This is a genomic window from Microcoleus sp. D3_18_C2, assembly GCF_036702395.1.
Lineage (GTDB): Bacteria > Cyanobacteriota > Cyanobacteriia > Cyanobacteriales > Microcoleaceae > Microcoleus.
Window position 1 is genome coordinate 113,435 of the sequence record NZ_JAUBTG010000002.1, and the last position, 23,199, is coordinate 136,633.

The 23,199-nt window shown below is 43.8% G+C and carries 17 protein-coding genes and 1 tRNA gene; 11 read left to right on the forward strand and 7 right to left on the reverse strand.

Features of this window, described 5'->3' with window-relative positions:
- Positions 1 to 268: 268 nt before the first annotated feature.
- The 5 genes from kaiC (at position 269) to QUA88_RS01830 (ending at position 5,565) form a co-directional block, all read left to right on the forward strand.
- On the forward strand, positions 269 to 1,831 hold the full coding sequence (kaiC, locus tag QUA88_RS01810; protein ID WP_333269923.1) for a circadian clock protein KaiC: 1,563 nt from the start codon (positions 269 to 271) through the stop codon (positions 1,829 to 1,831).
- Between the two features lie 587 nt (positions 1,832 to 2,418).
- Positions 2,419 to 2,727 carry an EAL domain-containing protein gene (locus QUA88_RS01815; RefSeq protein WP_333056820.1) on the forward strand — a complete coding sequence of 103 codons (309 nt, stop codon included), beginning with the start codon at positions 2,419 to 2,421 and terminating at the stop codon, positions 2,725 to 2,727.
- Positions 2,728 to 2,891: 164 nt separating this feature from the next.
- The gene (locus QUA88_RS01820; protein WP_333240552.1) at positions 2,892 to 3,707 is read left to right on the forward strand and encodes an alpha/beta hydrolase; all 816 of its coding nucleotides are present in this window, start codon (positions 2,892 to 2,894) and stop codon (positions 3,705 to 3,707) included.
- A 14-nt stretch (positions 3,708 to 3,721) separates the two neighbouring features.
- Positions 3,722 to 5,329 (forward strand): diguanylate cyclase domain-containing protein, encoded by a 1,608-nt coding sequence (locus QUA88_RS01825; RefSeq protein WP_333269926.1) that lies wholly within the window; start codon positions 3,722 to 3,724, stop codon positions 5,327 to 5,329.
- Between the two features lie 71 nt (positions 5,330 to 5,400).
- Complete coding sequence (locus QUA88_RS01830) at positions 5,401 to 5,565, forward strand: hypothetical protein (protein ID WP_333056791.1); 165 nt, start codon at positions 5,401 to 5,403, stop codon at positions 5,563 to 5,565.
- A 66-nt stretch (positions 5,566 to 5,631) separates the two neighbouring features.
- On the opposite strand, the gene QUA88_RS01835 is transcribed toward QUA88_RS01830, so the two are convergent.
- Positions 5,632 to 5,704: transfer RNA gene (locus tag QUA88_RS01835), tRNA-Arg, on the reverse strand.
- Between the two features lie 86 nt (positions 5,705 to 5,790).
- Here QUA88_RS01835 and QUA88_RS01840 point away from each other — a divergent pair.
- From QUA88_RS01840 to QUA88_RS01860, 5 genes are all read left to right on the forward strand, one after another.
- The gene (locus QUA88_RS01840) at positions 5,791 to 5,988 is read left to right on the forward strand and encodes a hypothetical protein (RefSeq protein ID WP_333056790.1); all 198 of its coding nucleotides are present in this window, start codon (positions 5,791 to 5,793) and stop codon (positions 5,986 to 5,988) included.
- Between the two features lie 83 nt (positions 5,989 to 6,071).
- Complete coding sequence (locus QUA88_RS01845; protein WP_333056789.1) at positions 6,072 to 8,936, forward strand: ATP-binding protein; 2,865 nt, start codon at positions 6,072 to 6,074, stop codon at positions 8,934 to 8,936.
- Positions 8,929 to 10,365 carry a response regulator gene (locus tag QUA88_RS01850; protein ID WP_333209128.1) on the forward strand — a complete coding sequence of 479 codons (1,437 nt, stop codon included), beginning with the start codon at positions 8,929 to 8,931 and terminating at the stop codon, positions 10,363 to 10,365. Before QUA88_RS01845 ends, QUA88_RS01850 begins: the two co-directional genes overlap by 8 nt.
- Before the next feature lie 125 nt (positions 10,366 to 10,490).
- The gene (locus QUA88_RS01855; protein WP_333056787.1) at positions 10,491 to 10,886 is read left to right on the forward strand and encodes a response regulator; all 396 of its coding nucleotides are present in this window, start codon (positions 10,491 to 10,493) and stop codon (positions 10,884 to 10,886) included.
- Positions 10,883 to 13,489, forward strand: a complete 2,607-nt coding sequence (locus QUA88_RS01860) for a PAS domain S-box protein (protein WP_333209126.1) — start codon at positions 10,883 to 10,885, stop codon at positions 13,487 to 13,489. Before QUA88_RS01855 ends, QUA88_RS01860 begins: the two co-directional genes overlap by 4 nt.
- Before the next feature lie 185 nt (positions 13,490 to 13,674).
- On the opposite strand, the gene QUA88_RS01865 is transcribed toward QUA88_RS01860, so the two are convergent.
- The 6 genes from QUA88_RS01865 to tkt all read right to left on the reverse strand — a co-directional run bounded on the left by QUA88_RS01865 (position 13,675) and on the right by tkt (position 22,811).
- On the reverse strand, positions 13,675 to 14,763 hold the full coding sequence (locus tag QUA88_RS01865) for a response regulator (RefSeq protein ID WP_333269931.1): 1,089 nt from the start codon (positions 14,761 to 14,763) through the stop codon (positions 13,675 to 13,677).
- A gap of 125 nt (positions 14,764 to 14,888) precedes the next feature.
- Positions 14,889 to 16,391, reverse strand: a complete 1,503-nt coding sequence (locus QUA88_RS01870) for an ATP-binding protein (protein ID WP_333209123.1) — start codon at positions 16,389 to 16,391, stop codon at positions 14,889 to 14,891.
- A gap of 91 nt (positions 16,392 to 16,482) precedes the next feature.
- Complete coding sequence (locus tag QUA88_RS01875; RefSeq protein WP_333056783.1) at positions 16,483 to 16,635, reverse strand: hypothetical protein; 153 nt, start codon at positions 16,633 to 16,635, stop codon at positions 16,483 to 16,485.
- Between the two features lie 307 nt (positions 16,636 to 16,942).
- A complete protein-coding gene (locus QUA88_RS01880) occupies positions 16,943 to 17,389 on the reverse strand; it encodes a response regulator (protein ID WP_333056782.1) in 447 nt (148 codons plus the stop codon).
- Between the two features lie 48 nt (positions 17,390 to 17,437).
- Positions 17,438 to 20,236 (reverse strand): PAS domain S-box protein, encoded by a 2,799-nt coding sequence (locus QUA88_RS01885; protein ID WP_333056781.1) that lies wholly within the window; start codon positions 20,234 to 20,236, stop codon positions 17,438 to 17,440.
- A 559-nt stretch (positions 20,237 to 20,795) separates the two neighbouring features.
- Positions 20,796 to 22,811, reverse strand: a complete 2,016-nt coding sequence (tkt, locus tag QUA88_RS01890) for a transketolase (RefSeq protein ID WP_333056780.1) — start codon at positions 22,809 to 22,811, stop codon at positions 20,796 to 20,798.
- Between the two features lie 34 nt (positions 22,812 to 22,845).
- Here tkt and QUA88_RS01895 point away from each other — a divergent pair, with 34 nt between their 5' ends.
- Positions 22,846 to 22,983 (forward strand): hypothetical protein, encoded by a 138-nt coding sequence (locus QUA88_RS01895; protein ID WP_333110366.1) that lies wholly within the window; start codon positions 22,846 to 22,848, stop codon positions 22,981 to 22,983.
- The last annotated feature ends 216 nt before the right edge of the window (positions 22,984 to 23,199 follow it).

Consider the following 23,199-nt stretch of genomic DNA (forward strand, 5'->3'; position numbering starts at 1 on the left):
AGCGTCGAGTCGCGCGATCGTCGAACGATTTTAGATTTTAGATTTACTCCACAGATGAATCTGGGAGGTTGAACAAAAGTCTAAAATTTCTATCTTTCCACGACAGGAGTACGTGGCACGGTATCGGTTTTTGGGCGGGGTCATTAGTCAGCATTCAGCAGTCATTAGTTATTGAGCAAGAGCCAAAACTAAAAGCTGGGTACAAAGACTCACGATCCGCGGTTAATGAGTGACAACTAAAGAATACTGAGAGTTGACAAAAATCGACATGAATGAAATTAGTCAAACGGTTAAACGAGAAGGATTGGTAACGGCAGGAGTTGAAAAAATTCGCACGATGATTGAGGGTTTCGATGACATCAGTCACGGCGGAATGCCCATCGGCCGAACCACCCTAGTCAGTGGCACATCAGGAACGGGAAAAACTTTATTTGCCGTACAATTTCTCTATAATGGAATTACCCATTTTGACGAAGCTGGAGTGTTCGTAACTTTTGAAGAATCTCCGACAGATATTATTAAAAATGCTTGCAGTTTCGGTTGGGATCTAGCACAGTTAATCGAGGAAGGCAAGCTATTTATTTTGGACGCTTCCCCCGATCCAGAAGGTCAAGATATCGTAGGAAATTTTGATTTATCAGCCTTAATCGAGCGAATTCAGTACGCCATTCGCAAGTACAAAGCCAAGCGGGTTTCAATAGATTCTGTTACCGCCGTATTTCAGCAGTACGATGCTGCATCGGTGGTGCGCCGAGAAATTTTTCGCTTAGTTGCGCGCCTCAAACAAGTCGGAGCAACTACAGTTATGACGACGGAACGGGTGGAAGAATACGGCCCGGTGGCTCGGTTTGGAGTGGAAGAGTTTGTGTCGGATAATGTGGTGATTGTTCGCAACGTATTGGAAGGAGAACGCCGCCGCCGCACCATCGAAATTTTGAAGTTGCGCGGTACAACTCATATGAAGGGCGAATATCCTTTTACTATGACTAATGACGGAATTAATATTTTCCCATTAGGGGCGATGCGATTAACTCAAAAGTCTTCCAACGTGCGGGTTTCTTCGGGCGATAAAACTCTCGACGAGATGTGCGGTGGCGGCTTCTTCAAAGACTCGATTATTTTGGCTACGGGTGCAACGGGAACCGGCAAAACGCTGTTGGTGAGCAAGTTCTTGCAGAATGCTTGTATGAACGGCAATCGGGCGCTGCTGTTTGCCTATGAAGAGTCGCGAGCTCAGTTGTTCCGCAATGCTTATTCTTGGGGCATTGATTTTGAGGAAATGGAACAGAAAGGAATGCTGAAGCTGCTGTGTACTTACCCGGAATCTGCTGGTTTGGAAGACCACTTGCAGACTATTAAATCAGAAATTGCGGAGTTCAAACCTTCTAGAATTGCTATAGACTCGCTGTCGGCTTTAGCTAGGGGTGTCAGCAATAATGCTTTCAGGCAATTTGTGATCGGAGTGACAGGTTTTGCGAAGCAGGAAGAAATCACTGGCTTTTTTACGAATACAAGCGACCAGTTTATGGGTTCTAATTCGATTACCGACTCCCATATTTCTACGATTACTGACACAATTATTATGCTGCAGTATGTAGAGATTCGAGGAGAAATGTCGCGGGCAATTAATGTGTTTAAGATGCGCGGTTCGTGGCACGACAAAGGAATCCGGGAATACACAATTACTGAAAGAGGCCCACAAATTAAAGATTCGTTCCGTGGTTACGAACGGATTATCAGCGGTTCTCCGACTCGGATTACGATTAATGAGAAGAGTGAGCTATCGCGGATTCTCCAGGGTGTGCAAGCTCCAGACGATGAGGATATTTGAGGATTAGCAGTGATTGGTCGTTAAAAGTAGGTTGGGTTGAGCTAGGAAACCCAACTTTTTTAATTTGAGGATTTTGTGAACATTTATAGCAACCGCGACAATATTTGGCAGGTTCTTAATTGCTGAAATAGGAGCTTTTATTGCCTTCTTCATCACCGCCTTTTGCTATAGTAATCCCACTAAATTGGTTGTGGTAAAAATCTAGGGGTAAGCTGTTGTTTCTCTAAATTGTATATTTCAATGACATCTCAAAAATCATAAAATCCTGTCTCTACTCGATTTGCAAACAGGTAGCCTTGCTGGTGTTAAAGTTATAGTAGGAGGAGGGCATTCTCCTGAAGTAGGTTGGATTCATCGCCATCGATGTATTCCCCTCGCCGAAAAAACTAGATTGATTTTGCCCGAAGAGCAAATGGGTTTTAGAGCAAGCTTGTGGGCAATATCAGCAGTGGCTAGCAGCAGGACTAATTCTTCCTAATATCGCGGTGAATCTGTCGGCACGTCAACTCACCCAGCCGACTTTAATCGCTAAGAGCGATCGCATCCTTGAGCGCACCGAGATGAAGCCGAAATATCTATAGCTACAGATTACGGAAACTGTAATGATGCTTAATGTTGACATTACATACCATGTTTTGAGCAAATTATCAAAGCATGGTATGGGGATTTATGTCGAGGATTTTGCGACTGGCTATTCTGCTTTTAACAACCTGAAAAATTTTCCGGTGAAGTCGCTCAAAATTGCTCGCTCATTTGTCCGCGATTTAGCCAGCGATCCGAGCGATCGCGGAATTCAAAAACCCATAGTTGTAATCCCAGAGGGGTTAAATCTCAGCATAATTGCTGAAGGAATGGAAGCCCCAGCGAAATGGGAATCGTTACAAGCGATCGCCTAGGAAATCGGGCAGCGTTATATGTTGAGGAAGCCTGCCATTGCTGAGGTTGCCATTCAATTAATCCGACATCCTGAATTGTTGTCTACCACTATGTGGGATCAGCAATCGTCCCTCATGAAAGCGCGCAAAAGTCTTATAATTAATTTAATGCTCGTCTCGCTCAAATGACTAAAAAAATTTTCTTACGGAATAATATAAAAGTGTTAGGACAAGGCACCCAGACGATGATGTTTGCTCATGGATTTGGGTGCGATCAAAATATGTGGCGTTTCGTAACACAGGCCTTCGAGAAGGATTACAAAATTATCCTATTTGATTATGTAGGTTCGGGACAGTCTGATATTAGTGCCTACAGTTATGAACGGTACAGCGACCTCAATGGCTATGTTCAGGATGTCCTCGATATCTGTGAACAATTAGCCTTGAGGGATGTAATTTTTGTCGGTCATTCTGTCAGCAGTATGATCGGCCTTCTGTCCTCAATTCAAGCTCCTAATTACTTTAATCGCCTGATTTTCGTAGGGCCTTCACCTTGCTACATCAATGATTTACCAAATTATTACGGAGGGTTTGAGCGCAAAGATATTGAGGATCTCCTCGATATCATGGAGAAAAATTACATTGGTTGGGCAAGCTTTCTGGCGCCAATGGTGATGCAGAATGAGGATCGTCCTGAGTTAACGGAGGAACTTGAGACAAGTTTTTGCTCTACGGATCCGGTGATTGCAAGTCGCTTTGCCGAGGTAACTTTTTACTCTGACAATCGCAGTGATTTACCCAAGGCATCAGTACCTACACTGATATTGCAATGCGCTGATGATGTGATTGCTCCCACCCAGGTAGGGGATTACCTCCACCGCCACCTACCTAAAAGTACGCTACGGGTGATGAAAGCTACGGGACATTGCCCGCACCTGAGTCATCCACAAGAGACGATCGAGATGATTAAGGAGTATTTGAGTGTACCTCATACTACCTGATTTGTATGGCAAACATGACCTACCAGATAGACGAGCTACTCAACACGTCACCCTGTGGATTCCTCTCGTTTGCTGACGATGGTACGATCGTAATGGTCAACGCCACATTACTGCAATTACTCGGATACGAAACCGATGAACTGCGGGGACAGAAGATGGAATTCATTCTGCCAATGGCCAGCCGGATTTTCTATCAAACCCATTTCTTCCCCCTGTTGAAGCTCCATGGTAAAGTAGAGGAAATTTACTTCTCATTAAGGTCAAAGGAGGGTAGTGATATACCGATGCTGATCAACGCTGTGCGTCGGGAGAAAGGAGGAAGCTTCGTCAACAATTGCATCTTGATCTGTATCCGCCAGCGTATCCTATACGAAGGTGAAATTATTAAAGCAAAAAAAGCAGCAGAGGCAGCTATTCTCGCCCAAAAGCAAGCAGAAATCGCTCTGCGGAAACAGTACGACAAGGCGATATTACTTCAAGAAATTACTCAACACATCCGTCAATCTCTTGATTTGTCTACAATTTTTGAGATTGCTTCGCAGGATATTCGCTTGTTTCTTGATGCCGAGCGCGTCGGCATATTTAAGTTCGATCCTGATAGTAAATTTGGATATGGTGAGTTTGTTTCAGAATCCGTAGGCGAAGGATGTAAATTGGTAAGCAAAAATCAATTTAACGACCATTGTTGTGGTGAACAATATCCTGATTCATATCAAGAATGGAGAACGCAGATAGTAGAAAATATCAATAATATTGACCTTCAACACTGTTACCGCGCTCTTTGGAAACAATTTCCGGTTCGGGCTAATTTAGTTGCGCCGTTGCTCAATGGACAAGATTTGTGGGGGTTGTTATGTATTCATCAATGTTCTGCTCCTCGGCAATGGGAAGAATTTGAAGTTGACCTTGTTAAACAGATTGCTAATCAGTTAGCGATCGCCATTAAACAAGCGGATATTTTTCAGAAATTGCAGAAGGAATTGGCAGAAAGGCAGCAGGCTCAAGCGCGGATGAGAGAAATTAATCAACAACTGGCACTCTCTAACGAAGAACTAGCGCGCGCTACTCATCTCTTAGAACAAGTGGTAAATATTGATGGGTTGACTCAAATTGCTAATCGTCGCTGTTTTAATGACCGCTTAGAACATGAATGGCAGCGGCTATACCGGGAAAAAAAACCTATTTCTCTTTTGTTATTTGATGTGGATTATTTCAAACGTTATAATGATTCCTACGGTCATCAAATGGGGGATAGTTGTCTGTTCAAACTTGCTCAGACGGTGCAAGAGGTGGTGTACCGTCCGGCGGATTTAGTGGCGCGTTACGGCGGAGAAGAATTTGCCATCATTTTGCCTAATACAGATATTGAAGGAGCGAGTTCGGTGGCCCAACGGATTCACGCTGCTATTCAAGCTTTACATATTCCTCACAAAACCTCTGATGTGAGCGATGTAGTTACTATTAGTATGGGTATCGCCAACTTAATTCCGATTTCGGAACTATCATCGGCTGACTTGATTGCGCTTGCCGATCGTTCACTCTACCGTGCCAAGCAACAGGGGCGCAATCAGTCCGCGACCTGCGAGTACAGTGGCGATTCAATTTTTGACACTGACGCTTAAATCACAATAATTGAGGCCGAGGACAAAAATTTGTCCCCGGTCTATCAAAATCAGTCATTCTATAAATCTACATGAGCACGGAGCTATTGGAAAACTCCGCTCCGACCGTCGCAGATTTTCCAGAGCCAGCCGACTTGCTCAACCAGTTGAAAGCGCGGCGCAAAAAGTCCGGCGCAAACTTGGCAGATATGGAGGTGGTTTTGGAGATACTTGGAACAGATGGGAGCGAAATTTGAGCGGAAAATAGGACTATCGGTAATACAATTAACCTGAAACCCTTACTCCGCAAACGACATACAAAGTGAGCACGGAGGGATTTGAACCCCCGACCCTCAGGACCGGAACCTGATGCTCTATCCACTGAGCTACGTGCCCTCGACTTTCTGAAGTATAACACGTCTTGCGGAAAATGGCGAGTGCCGATCGCAAATTTCCTGGCCGGCCTCCAAACCGCTTGACCCATGCGGGTTAAACTCGCCCGCGCGATCGGGTATCAGGCCATTCTCGCAGCCAGAGACGGCAACTTTTACCTAAATGGTAACAATAATACGACAATGGGTAAAATAATAGACTTTAATCGACCAAACATTAGGTTCACAAGCGATCGGGGTCGAGCATCTACCACAGCTAAAATAGCCCGCATCAATTCCCCTAGCTAATCGGCAGTAAATAAATGGTGCTGCAGTTAAGACAGGTTGTGCAAATACGGTTCTAGACTAAGTTCACCAAACCCCTCAATCTTATGGTTTCTAAAATTTTAGACAAATTATCGCTGCGAACTGTTCTCATAGTTCCATTTGTATTGCAAATCGTGGGAGCCGTGGGACTCGTAGGATATCTGTCTTTTAGAAACGGACAAAAAGCAGTTAATAACCTAGCCAGTCAGTTAATGAGCGAGGTGAGTTTGCGGGTCGAGCAAAACCTGCAAGTTTACCTAACAACTCCCCATCAAATCAATCAAACCAAGCTGGATGCTGTCAAACTCGGGTTGTTAAATATGGACAACTTATCCGCTTGGGAGAAATATCTTTGGCGCCAAGTACAATTATATCCATATATCAATTTTACCTCCATTGGCAACAAGAATGGAGACTATCGAACCGGAGAGAAACTGTCAAATGGCTCTCTAATGATTAATTTATCAGGCAAATCTACTGGTTTTGATTTTTATTCTTACCATACTAATGATACAGGCGATCGCACTACCCTAGCAACAGTTGTCAAAAACTTTGACATCCGCGAACATCCTTCGTACAAAAATGCGGCTCATCTCGAACAACCAACTTGGAGTTCCGTTTATATTTCGTTTCTAGAACCAACCTTAATACTCAGTGCGCTCCAACCTGTATACGAGAACAATCAGCTACAAGGAGTATTAATTAGCGCCTTGCGTCTAGACCATATTGGGAGTTTTTTAAACAGTCTCAAAATTGGCAAATCCGGGCAAGCATTTATTATGGAAAAGAATGGTACTTTACTGGCAACTTCAACTGCCGAACAACCATTTCGCATCAATAATAATAAGAAAGAACTGTTCAAAGCAGAAGAGAGTGTTGACCACTCGACTCAAGCTACAGCTAAATATGTAGCAGTTCGTTTTCAGGAATTAAAGCAAATAAAAACTTCCTATCTCTTTAATTTTGAAATAGAGAACAAGCGACAATTTGTAAAAGTTCTACCGTTCCAAGATGGCAAAGGTTTAGACTGGCTGATTGTGGTAGTTGTTCCCGAATCAGATTTTACCAAAGAAATAGATGCTAATACCCAGACTACTATTTGGCTATGTTTAGCAGCTTTAGGAGTAGCTTTAGTTATCGGCATTCTGACTTCTCGCTGGGTGACAAATCCTATTTGGCGCTTAAATACAGCAGCCCAAAATATTGCTAAAGGTGAATGGGATAAAACAGTAGAAAGCGAACGCTCCGACGAATTGGGGGAATTAGCTAAGTCATTTAACAGCATGGCTCAACAATTGCAACAATCTTTTGAAACTTTAGAACAGCGAGTGCAAGAGCGGACGGCAGAATTGGCTATAGCTAAAGACAAAGCGGAAGTAGCGAATCAAGCTAAAAGTACCTTTCTTGCTAATATGAGTCACGAATTGCGATCGCCTCTCAATGCAATTCTCGGTTTTTCCCAACTGATGACTCGCAGCCAAACTCTCTCCCCAGAGCATCAAGAAAATATTAGCATAATTAGCAGCAGCGGAGAACACCTCCTTACCCTGATTAATAACGTGCTGGATTTATCTAAAATTGAATCGGGGCGCACCACCCTCAATCCCCAAAAATTCGACCTCTATCGCCTGCTAAACGACGTGGAAGATATGTTTCAACTCAAAGCAGATGACAAGCACTTGCAGTTGATTTTTGACTGCAGTCCCGATGTGCCACAATATATAAAAACTGACGAGTTAAAGTTGCGGCAAATCTTAATTAATCTGCTCAATAATTCTCTTAAGTTTACCGAGGCAGGCTGTGTAGCGGTAAGAGTTGGCAAGCAGTCATTAGGCCGAAATCAGCAGGCACAAGGGGGAATTTTTTCTGATTTTGCAGTATCAAAACCTACAAATTTTTTCGCCATAAATGGTCTTAAAATATCTCAAATCAGTCAGTCGAACAACCAAATCATTGCAACCCCAAATGACGATGCAGCTTCTACCTCTTCCTTCTTCCTTCATTTTGAAGTCGAGGATACTGGTCCCGGTATTGCTACCAATGAATTAGACGATATTTTTGAACCTTTCGTGCAAACCAAGACAGGCAAAGATTCGCAAGAAGGTACTGGCTTGGGATTGCCCATCAGTCGCAAATTTGTGGAATTAATGGGCGGTGAAATGAGCGTCAGTTCTGCTGTTGGTAAGGGAACGAATTTTCAGTTCGATATTCAAGTTATTGCTGTCGATGCGGCTGATATTGAACGCCCAAAGCCGATCAGGAATGTTATAGGCCTGGTTCCCAACCAACACACCTATCGAATTTTGATAGTAGACGATAAACCGCTCAATCGCCAATTGTTAATTAAAATCCTCTCTCCTCTGGGTTTTGAACTAAAAGAAGCGAATAACGGTCAAGAAGCTATTGAGATTTGGGATAGTTGGGAACCGCATCTCATTTGGATGGACATGAGAATGCCTGTGATGGACGGCTACGAAGCTACGCAATACATTAAAGGTACTATTAAAGGTCAAGCTACTGCGATTATTGCGCTGACAGCCAGCGTTTTGGAGGAAGAACGGGCAGTTATTTTATCGGCGGGTTGCGATGCTTTTATGAGGAAGCCTTTCCGGGAACCCGATATTTTTGATGCTATGCACAAACATATCGGAGTGCGCTATATTTATGAAGATCCGGCTCAAAGTGATTTATCGGCAATCAAAGAGGGCGATCGCGCTATGAGTGCGACTGATTTCGTAAAATTGCCTGATTCACTGGTAGCTGATTTAAAGCTAGCAATACAGAATGCAGATATGGATTTAATTGATACTTTGATAGAGCAAATTCGCTTAAAGGATGCAGTAACGGCAGGCGCGATCGCAAATTGTATAGAAAATTTTGAGTACGACAAACTTTTAAAATTAATATCTCAAGCAAGATCACATGAATAACGACATTCCTAGCACCGATCGCGGTAATATTTTAGTAGTTGACGATACCCCAGCTAATTTGCGGCTGCTAGCCGGAATTTTGAACAGCAAGGGCTATAAAGTTCGCCCGGTACCTAGCGGTGAGTTAGCGCTTTCGGCAGCCAAAGGTATGCCTCCAGATTTGATTTTGCTGGATATTATGATGCCCGAAATGAATGGGTATGAAGTTTGCGAAAAGATCAAAGCTGATGAACGAACTTGCGAAATCCCGGTAATTTTTATTAGCGCGATTAATGACGTACTTGACAAGGTCAAAGCCTTTGCTGTGGGCGGGGTAGATTATATTACTAAGCCCTTTCAGGTGGAAGAGGTTCTAGTGAGGGTAGAAACCCATTTAGCAATGTGCCAGTTGCGAAAAAAACTCCAACAGAAAAACAATGAACTTACAGTTACTTTAGACCAACTGCAAGCTACTCAGAATCAATTAGTGCAATCGGAAAAAATGGCTGCATTAGGGCAACTGATTGCGGGCATTGCTCACGAAATCAATACGCCGTTGGGAGCGATTCGGTCGTCTATTGGAAATATTACCAGCTTTTTGGATAACAATCTCGAAAGCTTGCCAGTTTTTTTTAAAGAACTGTCTGCTGAACGCCAGCAAGATTTCTTGCGTTTGATGTACAGTTCTAGTCAACAAAATTACTCTTTATCTACTCGAGAAAAACGGGTATTGAAAAAAGGAGTGAAGCAGCAACTAGAGTCGGAAGGTCTTGACAATGCTGACAGCCTTGCTAGCATTTTAGTCAATATCGGATTGCAAGGAAATTTGCAAGAATTCTTGTCGTTGCTCAAAGATCCTGACAGCGAAAATATTATAAAAACAGCCTACGACTTTGCTAGCATTCACAGAAGCGCCCGAACCATCGCTACCGCTACTGAACGCGCTGCCAAAGTTGTCTTTGCCCTGAAAAATTATGCGCGTTACGATGTAAATGGGGAAAAAATACAAGTGAATATTACGGATGGAATTGAAACTGTATTAACTCTTTACCAAAACCAAATCAAGCAGGGTGTGGAAGTGTTCAGAAACTATCAAGATAAATTGCCTGTGGTACTATGTTATCCTGATGAACTCAATCAAGTTTGGACAAATTTAATTCACAATTCCTTACAAGCGATGGACAATCAAGGGACTTTAACAATTGACGCGCTACAACAAGATACCAGCCTCTTGGTAAAAATTATTGACAGCGGTAAGGGGATTCAACCAGAGATTATTCCGAAAATTTTTGAGCCTTTTTTTACCACCAAACCTGCGGGAGAAGGCAGCGGATTGGGACTGGATATTGTCAAAAAAATAATTGAAAAACATCAAGGTAAAATTGATGTGGAGTCGAGGCCCGGTAAAACAGTATTTACCGTGTGTTTGCCGATTAATTTAACTGAGTAGCTAAAGCGCCGGATGCTGAAGTCGGGGGCGAAAATTTGCAGTCTACCCGCGCAGAATGTAGAATTTGGAAAACGGTGTACTGCCCATGGGGGTTCACCCTACCCCACTAAAGAAGGAAACTAGCGATGTCTAAATCAGCAATTTTGTGTGTGGACGATGAAGTAGGAGTGTTGGAAAGTCTGGAAATTGAACTGCAACAGGCATTTAACGGTAAATATCTTTGCGAATTTGCTGAAAGTGCTGCCGAGGCCCTGGAAATTATTGAAGAGCTCTGTGAAGCTGAGGTTAATATTTTAGTAATTGTCTCTGATTGGTTGATGCCCGGAATGAAAGGAGATGAGTTGCTGATTAAAATCCACCAAAAATATCCGCAAATTGTGACAGTGATGCTGACAGGACAAGCCGACAAAGAAGCAATCGAACGCACAAAAAATCAAGCTAATCTTCATGCTTTCATAGAAAAACCTTGGCAGAATCAAGAATTAATTGAAGCGATTAAGTCTGGTCTAGCAAATTTATGAAAAAACCAGTCATTATTTGTGTGGATGATGAGCAGACTATACTCGATAGTCTGGAAATAGACCTCCTAAAAGCCTTTGAAGATAAATATTTAATTGAAACGGCCCAAAGTGGCGAAGAAGCTTTAGAGTTGCTGTCAGAACTTTTAGCAGAACAGTATGAAGTTCCTTTGGTTATTTCGGATCATATCATGCCTAGCATGAAAGGAGACGAACTATTAAGGAGCGTTCATGCTATCTCGCCGAACTGTCTCAAAATCATGCTGACGGGCCAGGCCGATTTGGATGCGGTAGCCAATGCTATTAACTATGCTAAATTGTACCGATATATACCTAAACCTTGGCAATGTGATGACTTAAAATTAACGGTCACTGAGGCAATATATAGATATTTTCAAGATAAACAATTAGCGGAAAAACAAAGAGAACTGCAGGAAATGAATCAGGAGTTGGTAAAATTAAACCGCAAGCAGGCGATGCTGATTGCCAAACTCCATGAAAACGAAAGTCGCTTGACGCAATATTTAGAAGCTATGCCATTGGGCGTGTGTGTACTTGATGCAAACGGGCAATCTTTCTACGCTAACCAGAAAGCGCGGGATGTATTTGGCAAAGGCACTGTGCCACATATTAATTCAGAGCAAAAAGCAGCTATTTATCAATTCTATAAAACCGGGACTAATCAGAGATGCCCTGTGGAAGAATTGCCAATTATGCGGGCGCTTAGGGGCGAAAATGTGCGGACTGAGGGTGTAGAAATTCGTACAGCTAATAAAATTATTCCTGTAGAGAGTTGGGCAACTCCAATTTATGATTCTACAGGAGACATTTCCTATGCGATTATTGCTTTTAGTGACATAAGTGAACGCAAGGAAGCTGAAGCGGCGCTAATTCAAGCTGAAGAGAAGTATCGCGGGATATTTGAAAATGCTCTAGAAGGTATTTTTCAGACGACGCCGGACGGACATTTTATCAGTGCGAATCCTGCTCTGGCGGAAATTTACGGCTACGATTCTGCGTCAGAATTGATAGAAAGTATTAATGATATTCAGCAGCAATTGTACGTGGAACCGAACCGCCGTCAAGAGTTTTTGGGGCTGATGAAACAGCACGGTACTCTGTGTGAGTTTGAGTCTCAGGTTTACTGTCGAGATGGCAGCATTATCTGGATTTCTGAGTATGCGCGCACAGTTTATGATGCTAACGGTGAAGTGCTTTACTATCAGGGTTTTGCTAAGGATATTAGTTTGCAAAGACAGGTAGAAGTGGAACGAATTAGGTTTACTAATGATTTAGAAAAAGCTTTGGCAGCCGAAGAAAAGTTAAATGAGGCACTGTCAGAAAACGAAAGCCGATTGACTCAATTCCTGGAAGCGATGCCAGTAGGAATATTTGTTGTGGATGGTAAGGGTAAACCTTTTTACATGAATTCTTGGGGCGAAAGGATACTAGCCCAAGGTTTAATTTTTGATGGGGGTACTGAGCAATTTCCTGAAGCTTATCATTTTTACGACGCTGGAACTAATCAATTGTATCCCAGGGATAGCCAACCGATTGTTCGGGCGTTGCGGGGAGAATTTGTGCGTATGGACGATCTAGAAGTTCATGGATCGGATCGGATTGTGCCGATCGAGGTTTGGGCGACTCCAATCTACGACGAACGGAAAAACATAGTTTACGCCATCGCGGCTTTTCAAGACATCACGGAACGTCTAGAGGTAGAAACCGAGCGCCGCCAATTCACAGACGAGTTGCAAAAAGCTTTAGCAGCGGAAGAAAAATTAACAGATGCTTACGGGCGGTTTGTGCCGCACCAATTTCTCCACTTTCTGGGATATGAAAGTATTCTGGAAGTCAAATTAGGCGATCAGGTACAGAAAGAAATGTCGGTGCTGTTTTCAGATATCCGCGATTTCACTTCTCTTTCGGAAAGGATGAATCCCGAAGAAAATTTTAAATTTATTAATGGTTATTTGTCCCGGATGGAACCGGCAATTACTGACAATTTTGGTTTTATTGACAAATACATTGGCGATGCGATTATGGCGCTGTTTGATGGCAGTGCGGACGATGCTGTGAAAGCTGGAATTGCAATGCTAGAAGAGCTTAACGAATATAATATTAGTCGTAATCAGGTCGATGGCCCGCCGCTGCAAATTGGCATTGGCATCAATACAGGTTCTTTGATGTTAGGCACGGTGGGCGGCCAAAGTCGGATGGACAGCACGGTGATTAGCGATGCGGTAAACTTAGCCTCCCGCGTGGAAACTTTAACGAAAGAGTATGAAGTTTCGATGTTAATTACTCACAATACTTTTATACAGTTAAACAATATTTATGATTTGAGGTTGATCGATCGCGTAACAGTTAAAGGCAAATCCCGAATGGTAACACTTTATGAAGTATTTGCGGCCGATCCGCCAGAGTTACGACAGAAAAAGTTAGAGACAAAGACAATCTTTGAGCAAGCTTTGGTACTCTACAATAGTGATAGGTGTGGCGAAGCTATAAGATTGTTTTCGGCCTGCTTAGAAATCAACCCTAATGATAAGGTAGCTCAAATTTATATGCAGCGGTGTCTGAAAGGCGCGATCGCTCCTGCATAATAGCAGAAGGAAGAAGCAATCGATCGCATGGGGAAAGTGCGATTAAAAACTTCCCAATCATCGGCCACGGTTGCTATATTGTTGATAGGATTTTCCCAAAATAATGCAACTGTAGGGAATATCCCAACCCTGATCTAGTAAATCATCCCCAATTCTAAAATCTAAAATCTAAAATCTAAAATGGTTTAGACAGGCAGGGAAACGCAAACTCTGGTTTCTTGCTGTGGCAAACTTTCTATTTTAAATTCTCCTCCGTGCAATTCTACAAGGCGTTGAACAATAGCCAGGCCCAATCCCAAACCTGCTTGTTGGTAAAGTTTGCGATCGAACTGCCTGTAAGCTTCTAGCTGTGCAATCTGATCGGTAGTCATACCGCGGCCTTGGTCTTTAACAGACAGAATAAAAGTCTGATTTTCGACGAAAGTGCTTAATAAAACAGGCGTTCCTTCTAAAGAAAATTTGAAGGCATTGTCCAATAATTCTTCAACTATTTTTGCGAGCCTCACAGAATCAATGGCTACCGATGAATCTTGCAAGTTCAATTGTAAATCGTCTGTTCTATTCGCGTGTTTTGCTTGCTGCCGCGCTTTTTGACTCAGCAAAGATTTTACACAGCTAAATTCGCTGTTTCGCATCTCCTTTAGCAGTTCGGGATTGGTGGCTGCTATCTCCAGTTCTGCATACAGCAAAAAGTTCTGAATCAGCCGATACAAGCGATGACCGGAAGTTTGAATTTGACCGATCATCTCTAAGATATCTGATTCCTCTAAGACCTGATATTCTGACAGAATTAGCTCAGAAAAGCCCAGAATTGCATTCAAAGGAGTCCGCAATTCGTGGGGCAGCGACATACTAATATTAGTGCGTAATTCGTCTAGCGTCTTTTGAGATTGTCGGCTAATTGTTTTTTGTTTTTCAAGTCTAATAGCAATGGCTTTTAGCAGTTCTTGGGGCGTACAGGGCTTAGTAATGTAATCGTCAGCTCCCAGTTCCATGCCCGTGCGAATGTCAACTTTATCGGCTTTGGCTGTGAGGAAAATAAACGGAATTGTGGCAGTCAATGGTTCGGAGCGCAAAGCTTTGATGACGCCGTGACCGTCTACTTCCGGCATCATCATGTCGCACAAAATTAAGTCGGGGATTTTTTCGATCGCCAATTTGATGCCGACTTGGCCATTACTCGCTCCTATTCCTTCAAAATTCTCGGCTTCCAGCAACTCTAAAATATTCTCTCTAATCGCTTCTTCGTCTTCTATTACCAAAATCTTAGCCACGGTGCTAGCTCCTTGTAGTTAGTAGTTTTTCGTAAAAATTCTGGGTTCAGATACTTGATAAGTTTGTTTGTTAGGGGCTTAATTAATCGTTAAATTGCGGATATGTATAGTTAATAATTCAGTTGTTATTGACTGGGGGTGTAAATTAAAGGCAAGGTAATAGTGAAAGTTGTGCCTTTTCCTTCTTGACTCTCGATCGCGAGTTGGCCGCCGTGAAGTTCCACAGCCCTCTTCACAATTGCTAAACCGAGACCTGTTCCCGAAATAGTGCCGACATTTGGAGCTCGGTAAAAAGTTTCTAATATCCGCTCTCGATCGGCTTGGGGAATGCCGATGCCCCGGTCTTGAACTTGGAACACAGCTTCGTTGTTTTGACAGTTGAGGTGCAAGGAAACTGTACTGCCGACGGGGGAATATTTGATGGCATTTGAGAGGACATTTCCCAAGATTTGCTGCAGCAGTTTTTCATCCATTTGAGCATCGCAGTTGCCGCCTTCATATTGAAAGGCGATCGGGTGTTGGTTGCTGTCGTTGAGCTGCTGCTCTTCTACCAGTTGACGGCAAAATTTTTCGAGGTTTAAGGAAACCGGTTGAAACTGCAAGGTATTGGCTTCGATTTTGCCAATTACGAGGATATCTTCTAATAACTCTGTCATGCGTTTAATTGCTAATTGAATCCGCACAAAATGAGTAGATTTTTTATCTTGGGGCCACTGAGAACTGTAATCTTGCAGCAATCCAGCGGAAAATTGGATGGTTGTCAAAGGTGTGCGGAACTCGTGGGAAACCATTGTGACAAATTTAGCTCGCAGTTGTGAAAGTTCCTTTTCTCGTGCGAGGGCTTTGAGAATTTCCGCTTCTGCTCGTTTGCGATCGCTAATGTCACGGGCTTCGGCAATCAGCAGCAAAACTTGTCCTGTTTCATTTTTAACAGGTTTCAGTGAGAAATCAACTGTCATAATTTGGCCGCTTTTGCCTAATAAGTCGATTTCGCTGCGGAAAAACTCGCCCCGACTTGCTTTGCCGATCGCGAATTGCAATTGTTCGGAAACCTGTGGCGACTGGGCCCAAATCGCCATTTCCCAAATTGGGCGGCCCACAATACCTTCCGATCGCAATCCGGCAAAATCGAGGGCTGTCTCGTTGACTTCCAGCACAATTCCTTGCGGAGTCAGCAGCTTGGTTAGCTGAAACGACGAGTCAAAAATCGCCCGAAAGCGGCGCTCGCTTTCCCGCAGCATTTGAAATGTTTGAGATCGTTCGATCGCGTAGCGGATCGTCCGCACTAATAATTGAGTAGTAATTTGACCTTTAACAATATAGTCTTGAGCTCCCAAGCGAACTGCTTCTAGGGCGATCGCCTCATCGTCCAAGCCTGTCATTACCACCATTGGCACATCAGGAGCAACTTCTCGCAGGCGAGTTAGGGTTTCCAAACCGCGGCTGTCGGGCAAAGAAAGGTCGAGCAAAACGACATCAAAGGGTTGTTTACACAATTGTGCGATCGCCTCATGCAGGAACTCAACAGACACCAGTTCCCACTCGACGCCCACAGATACTTCTAACAGTTCTGCAAGTAAATCAGCATCAGCAGGATTGTCTTCTACTAACAGAATCTTAATCCACATAGCTTAGACGTTTTTGACTGTAAAATTTTTACTCTACCAATCTTAGGTTAAACTTTTTTGCTTTCCCTTGCCATTTTCAACTTGAAAATTATTATTTGGGAACTGTCACCACCACCAGCCACCAATCCTCAATCCATCTCACCAGCTTAGCGACTTGACTAAAATCGATAGGCTTAGTGATGTAGCACCGGGCTGACAGGGCATAAGACTTGAGAATCTCTTCATCGGCTATGGATTTTGTCATAATTACCACCGGAATCATTTTTAACTTGAGTGCTGAATTAATTTATATCAATATTTACCAACCGTTTTTTTATACAAAATTAAGTCCAGCAGAATTAAATCGGGACGCAAACCCGAACAGAAAAGCCTTCTTTATTCAAAAATTTTATTGCTAATACCATATTTCCTACTCTTAGGCAAATTGTTAAAAATTGGCTGGTAGCCAGCTTTTATAAACCCCATTCAGCCTCGCTGAGCAAATCATCCACCAGCATAATTTCCATAGGTTAAAAAAAATTAGAGCGCTCATAAGCGAAGCATCTGTTCGTTTAATTTAGAGGAAGTTTGACGACGGCCAGCCAGAATTCCTCAATTAACCTGACTACTTTAGTAAATTCTATGAAGTCTACCGGTTTTGTTATGTAACAGTTGGCGTGGAGGGAGTATGACTTAAAAATATCTTCCGGCGCTGCTGAAGTGCTGAGAATTACTACAGGAATTAATTTTAAGTTGGGGTCAGTTTTAATTTCTTCTAGCACTTCAATACCGCTTTTTTTCGGCAGATGCAAATCGAGCAAAATCAAATCAGGACGAGGTACCCTGAGATAGGGCTCTTTTTGGCGCAAAAACTTGATTGCTTCGACTCCATCCTCCACAAAATGCAAGTTATTCAATATTTTACCCTGACTGAGGACTTCTCTTGCCAAATCCGCATCGCTGGGAGAATCCTCAATCAGCAGAATTTCTATAGGTCTAACAGTGCTTCGATCGCTCATAACTGGCGTATCCTTTAAAGTATAAAAACAAAATTGAATTTTGAGGCTTCAGGTACTAATTATAGGAATAGTGAAGTAAAAAGTCGCTCCTTTTCCCTCTTGGGATTCCACCCAGATGCGACCGCCGTGGCGTTCAACAATGCGCTTGCACATCGCCAAACCTATACCAGTACCGGAATATTGGCGGCGTCCGTGCAGGCGTTGAAAAATGATGAAAATGCGATCGGCATACTGCGGATCGATGCCAATGCCGTTATCGCGGACACTGAACACCCATTCACTCTCTTGCCTGCAGGCAGCGATATGAATCAACGGGATATCTTGGCGACAAAATTTGATGCTGTTGGCGACCAAATTTTGGAATAATTGCACCAGTTGAAATTCATCCGCCATCACGGTTGGCATCGCGTCGCAGGTGATTACAGCTTTTGTTTCGGCGATCGCAATTTGCAAATTGCACATAGTTTGCTTAACCACAGCGTTGCAGTCCGCCTGCTCAAACTCCTGACCCCTCGTTCCCAGGCGCGAATACGCCAACAAATCGTTAATTAACTGCTGCATTCTGGTGGCGCCATCGACAATATAATGAATATACTTATCTGCGCGATCGTCCAAATTTCCTTGATAGCGCTGGGCAAGCAATTGAGTGTAACTGGTAACGGCTCGGAGCGGTTCTTGCAAATCGTGGGAAGCCACATAAGCAAATTGTTCTAATTCCTCGTTGGAACGCTTCAAATCTTCTGTCAGTTGCAGCATTTGCTGCTCTGCTTCTTTGCGGCTTGTAATGTTGTAAACCAAGGCGCAACAAGACAGCAGATTATCCTGGGAGTCCATGACTGGACTGGTAGACATATGAGTCCAAATATCTTTGCCGTCCTTGCTTTTGAATTTAAATTCGTGTTGATCGCCAATACCTTGCTTCCGTCGCTCGATATGATCGAGAGCTTTTTCTTTTTCCGATTTGTCCATGAACTCAAAAAGTGGGCGACCGAACATTTCTAATTCACTATAACCTAGCATACGCGCCATTGCGTGGTTTACGTAATTCGTGAGACCATTTCTGTCAATTACCCAAATACCTTCTTCTGCTAATTCAACTATTTGCCTGTACTTAAATTCGCTTTCCTGCAAAGCTGTTTCAGTTAGTTTGCGCTCAGTGATATCTTTCATAAAACAGTGGTGGCCGTTAAATATCCCTTGTGCGTCGCAAGATTTTACCATCGTTAATTGCTTATAAAAAAACGAGCGATTTTTTCGGACTCCTCTAGCTTCAACTTCTACTTTCCCAGAAATTAACATTTCCTGATAAGCTGAGAGCATCATCTCAACATCGCCCGGATGTACGGTAAGCTGCCATTCCATGCCAAGCATTTGTTCCGGTTCGTAACCGCATTTATGAGCGTAAGCTCGGTTAACCTTCACGTAGCGTCCCTCAATATCAAGCAGCGAAATGCCTTCCACGGTATTTTGCATGGCATTTGTGAGGTCACGCAGCTCTTTTTCTGCTTGTTTGCGATCGCTAATATCCTGACCAATACCCAAAAAACCGTTAATATTTCCGCTACTATCAAATAAGGCCGTCACCGACAGCAGTACCGGAAACCGCGAACCATCTTTGCGAATATAAGTCCACTCATTTTCGTCCGCGATTTCCCGGCACGGCAAGGTAAATAATACTTGAATTCCCGGCTCTATTTTAACTCCCAATTCTTGAGAAAGAACTTCAGCTCTTTGAGCGACCTCCAGAGGCTCGTGAATTATTGCTATGGTGACTTTCCCCACTACTTCTTCTAGCGAATAACCTAAAAGTTGCTCTGCCGCCCGATTAAATGTTTTAATTGTACCGTCGGAATCGGTAGAAATAATTGTGTAGTTAGCGCTATTAAGAATAGCATTTTGCAGTTGCGTCAATTCCAACAAAGTGAGAGCAATTTTTTCGCGGTAAGCTATTTCTTTTTGCAATTGGTGGTTAGAAATTTCGATTTGAGCAGTGCGCTCAGAAACTCGATGCTCCAGAGTTTCATTGAGCCGTCGATTTTCCTCTTCTATCTGCTTGCGTTCTGTAATATCAGTAATAGTACACACATAACTTTTAACCTCCCCATTTTCTCCGATTTGACCGACAGATTGACCGAATACCCAACTGATTTGAGGGTGATTAATGCCTTGAAAGCGGTACTCAGATTTAAACGGCAATTTCTCCTGCGCGGCGCTATACCATTCAGAACAAACCCGATCGCGATCGTCTGGATGAATGCCTTGCAACCACCCTTTGCCCAAAGCTTCATCACAAGTTATTCCCGAAATTTGACACCAGCGTTCGTTGACATACAAGCAGTCTCCTCCAGCATCTGCATAAAATATTCCCACCGGCGAAGCTTCAGTTAAAGTTTGATAGCGAGCTTCCGTTTCTCGGCGTTCAATTATTTCTTTTTGCAGTATTGAATCGATCATCCCTAATTGAGTTGGACTCAGGAGAGTTAAGGCTTGGGGAACGAAAGGAATTAATGCAAAAGCGGTGTAACCAGAAATCGCGGCGGTAATAATTTTTAGAATCCCAGAAACCCAATAAACAGGATGCCAAAGCGTCCAAACTTCCATCACATGAGTAGTGCCGCCGGAGATAATAAAGGCTGCAAACAGCCAAAAGATATTGCGAAAGGGCAAGTCTTTTCGCTGAAAGATAAAATAATAAATTAGCGAGAGGGGTATTGAATAGTAAGCCAGGGCAATGATAGAGTCTGACACTATGTGGAGTGCGACTAGCTCTGGCGGCCAAAGGTAACAGTAGCCTTGAGGAATATAATTTCCCGTGAATAACAGGTGATTTAAAAAATTCCAAATCATAAACGGAATGGCAAATGGGGAAGGAGTAATTTAAGGCAATAACTTATAACTTATCTTAACTCTCTGAAATATACAGTTATGGAGGCACGGGGGGCTAAAAACCCGGTTTCTTCATAAAAATCTCGTTGCCAAACCGAATATAGTGGTAGAAACTGGTTTTTCTTCCGTAAGTCTTAATATAGCAATTCTCAATGATTCGCGAGCTGTAGCGAGCTCTAGGTTGGGTATAACTCATATGTTGCACCATTCTCAATCCTTTTATGAACAGGCTTTTCGGCCTGTTCCACAAGAGATGAATTTTCTTGTGGAACAGGCAGAAAAGCCTGTTCCTGACAATGGTGCAAGATGTGAGGTATGACGAAGTGAAACCCTAGATGCCGATTTTAGATTTTAGATTTTAGCTTTTCCTTCCTTCTTCCTTATCTTCTAAATAACTAAAGCCTTCTTCCATCCATCCGTTACATCGGAAGGAAGCGAATCCGTTGCCGAACTTCTTCCTTCTGCTATAAAAAATGGGGCGAGCCCGAAGCCCGCCCCACCAAAAATTATGCTGCTGCTATTAGCCCAACAGCGCCTGAGCCTTAGCTACCACATTATCAACGGTGTAGCCAAACTTTTCTAAAGCAACCGGGCCCGGTGCAGAAGCACCGAATCTGTCAATACTGAGGCTATCGCCTTCAGAACCCAAATAACGTCCCCAGCCGAAGCTAGAACCTGCTTCAACGGCCAACCGCTTAGTAACAGCTTTCGGCAGTACAGATTCGCGGTAAGCGGCATCTTGTAAGTCGAACAATTCCCAGCAAGGCATCGAAACTACGCGCACTTTATTACCTGCGGCGCGCAATTTTTCAGCGGCATCAACGCAGAGGTAGGTTTCGCCGCCGGTGCCGATTAAAATGATGTCGGGAGTGCCGCCGTCGTCGGACAAAATGTAAGCGCCTTTGGCTGTTCCTTCGATCGAACTTCCGGCCAAGTTGGGCAGATTTTGGCGCGACAAAGCCATTAAAGTTGGGCGAGTGCGGCTTTCAACGGCCACTTTGTAAGCGCCGGATGTTTCGTTACCATCCGCAGGGCGCATTACCAACAAATCGGGAATTACGCGCAGAGAAGCGATGGTTTCCACGGGTTGGTGAGTTGGGCCGTCTTCGCCCAAGGCTACGGAGTCGTGAGTCATTACGTAAATAACTCCAGCTTCCGAGAGTGCAGAGAGGCGAATTGCTCCCCGCATATAGTCAGCAAATACCAAGAAAGTGGCGCAGTAAGGAATTAAACCGCCGTGCAAAAGCATACCGTTGGCGATCGCACCCATGCCGTGTTCCCGCACACCAAAGCGCAGGTTACGTCCTTCGTACTGACCTTTTTGGAAGTCTTTTTCACCCTTAAGCAAAGTCATGTTAGAAGATGCCAAGTCAGCGGAACCGCCGATCAATTCAGGTAACACACCTGCCAAAGCATTCAAACATTTTCCAGAATGATTCCGAGTCGAATCGGCTTTATCTTCTGCCTTGTATGTCGGCAAAACTTTATCCCAACCTTCAGGAAGTTTGCCGGCCACTGTGCGCTCATATTCTGCTGCTTCTGCAGGATATGCTGCTTTATAAGCATCAAAAGCTTTCTGCCATTCTTGCTCAGCTTGAGCACCGCGATCGACTGCTTTGCGGAAGTGTGACAAAGCATCATCAGGAATCTCAAACGGTGCGTGTTCCCACTTCAAGAAATCACGAGTTGCTTTCACTTCATCGGTACCCAAAGCAGCACCGTGAGAACTGTAAGAATTGCGCTTGTTAGGAGAACCGTAACCAATAACTGTGCGGACTTTAATCATGGACGGTTTGTCCGTGACTTTTTTGGCTTCTTCAATAGCTTTGTGAACTGCTTCTAGGTTAGTATCTTCGTCTAGAGCGGTATTGTCTACTGTAATAACGTGCCAATTGTAAGCTTCAAAACGCTTGCCCACATCTTCAGTAAAGGCCAAGCTTGTGTCGCCTTCAATAGAAATGTGATTGTCATCGTACAAAGCAATTAATTTGCCGAGTCCGAGGTGTCCGGCCAAAGAACAAGCTTCGCCAGAAATGCCTTCCATGTGGCAGCCGTCACCCATGATGACATAGGTGTAGTGGTCAACAATTTTATGGTCGGGCTTGTTAAACTTAGCAGCGAGGTGAGCTTCTGCCATTGCCAAACCGACGGCATTAGCAATTCCTTGTCCCAGGGGGCCAGTGGTAACTTCTACGCCTTCGGTGACGAAGTTTTCGGGGTGTCCGGGGGTTTTGGATTCCCACTGACGAAATTGCTTGATGTCGTCGAGGGTGACGCTATCGTAGCCGGTCAAGTACATGAGGGCGTACTGTAGCATACAGCCGTGGCCGGCGGAGAGGACGAAGCGATCGCGGTTAAACCATTTGGGGTTTTTGGGGTTGAACCGCATGAACCGATCCCACAGCACGAAGGCCATAGGGGCAGCGCCCATCGGCAGTCCCGGGTGTCCTGATTTTGCTTTTTCTACCGCATCGATGGCCAAAAAGCGGATAGAGTTGATGCAGAGTTCTTCGAGTGATTGGGTTGCAACAGCCATAATTCTGGTTTTTATATGTTAAGAGAGAGTGTGTGTGGTCGATTCTGACAGAGGTGCGATGAGCCGAGTTCGATCGCTCGCGTTTCTGCTGTTCAGTTTCTGTGGAACTGCCGTGAGGCTGCACTACATATCATCTCACCTGTTGCGATCGACAGACAACTTAATTTTTTAATGTTTCGGTCGCTTTGTGCAGTCGATTGTAAATTTTTATCGGAGATATTTCTGGGGCGAGTGCGGATCTGTGAGATCGGGGTACGAGAGGGTGTAACTTATTTATTTGGCAAATTGGCTCTCAAAGCCACCCAGTTATGATAGAGTTTGGTGTTTCTGACATTTTGCAGCTCGATCGCGAACAGGCAAGATGCCTGTTCCACAAAGAGGAATTTTC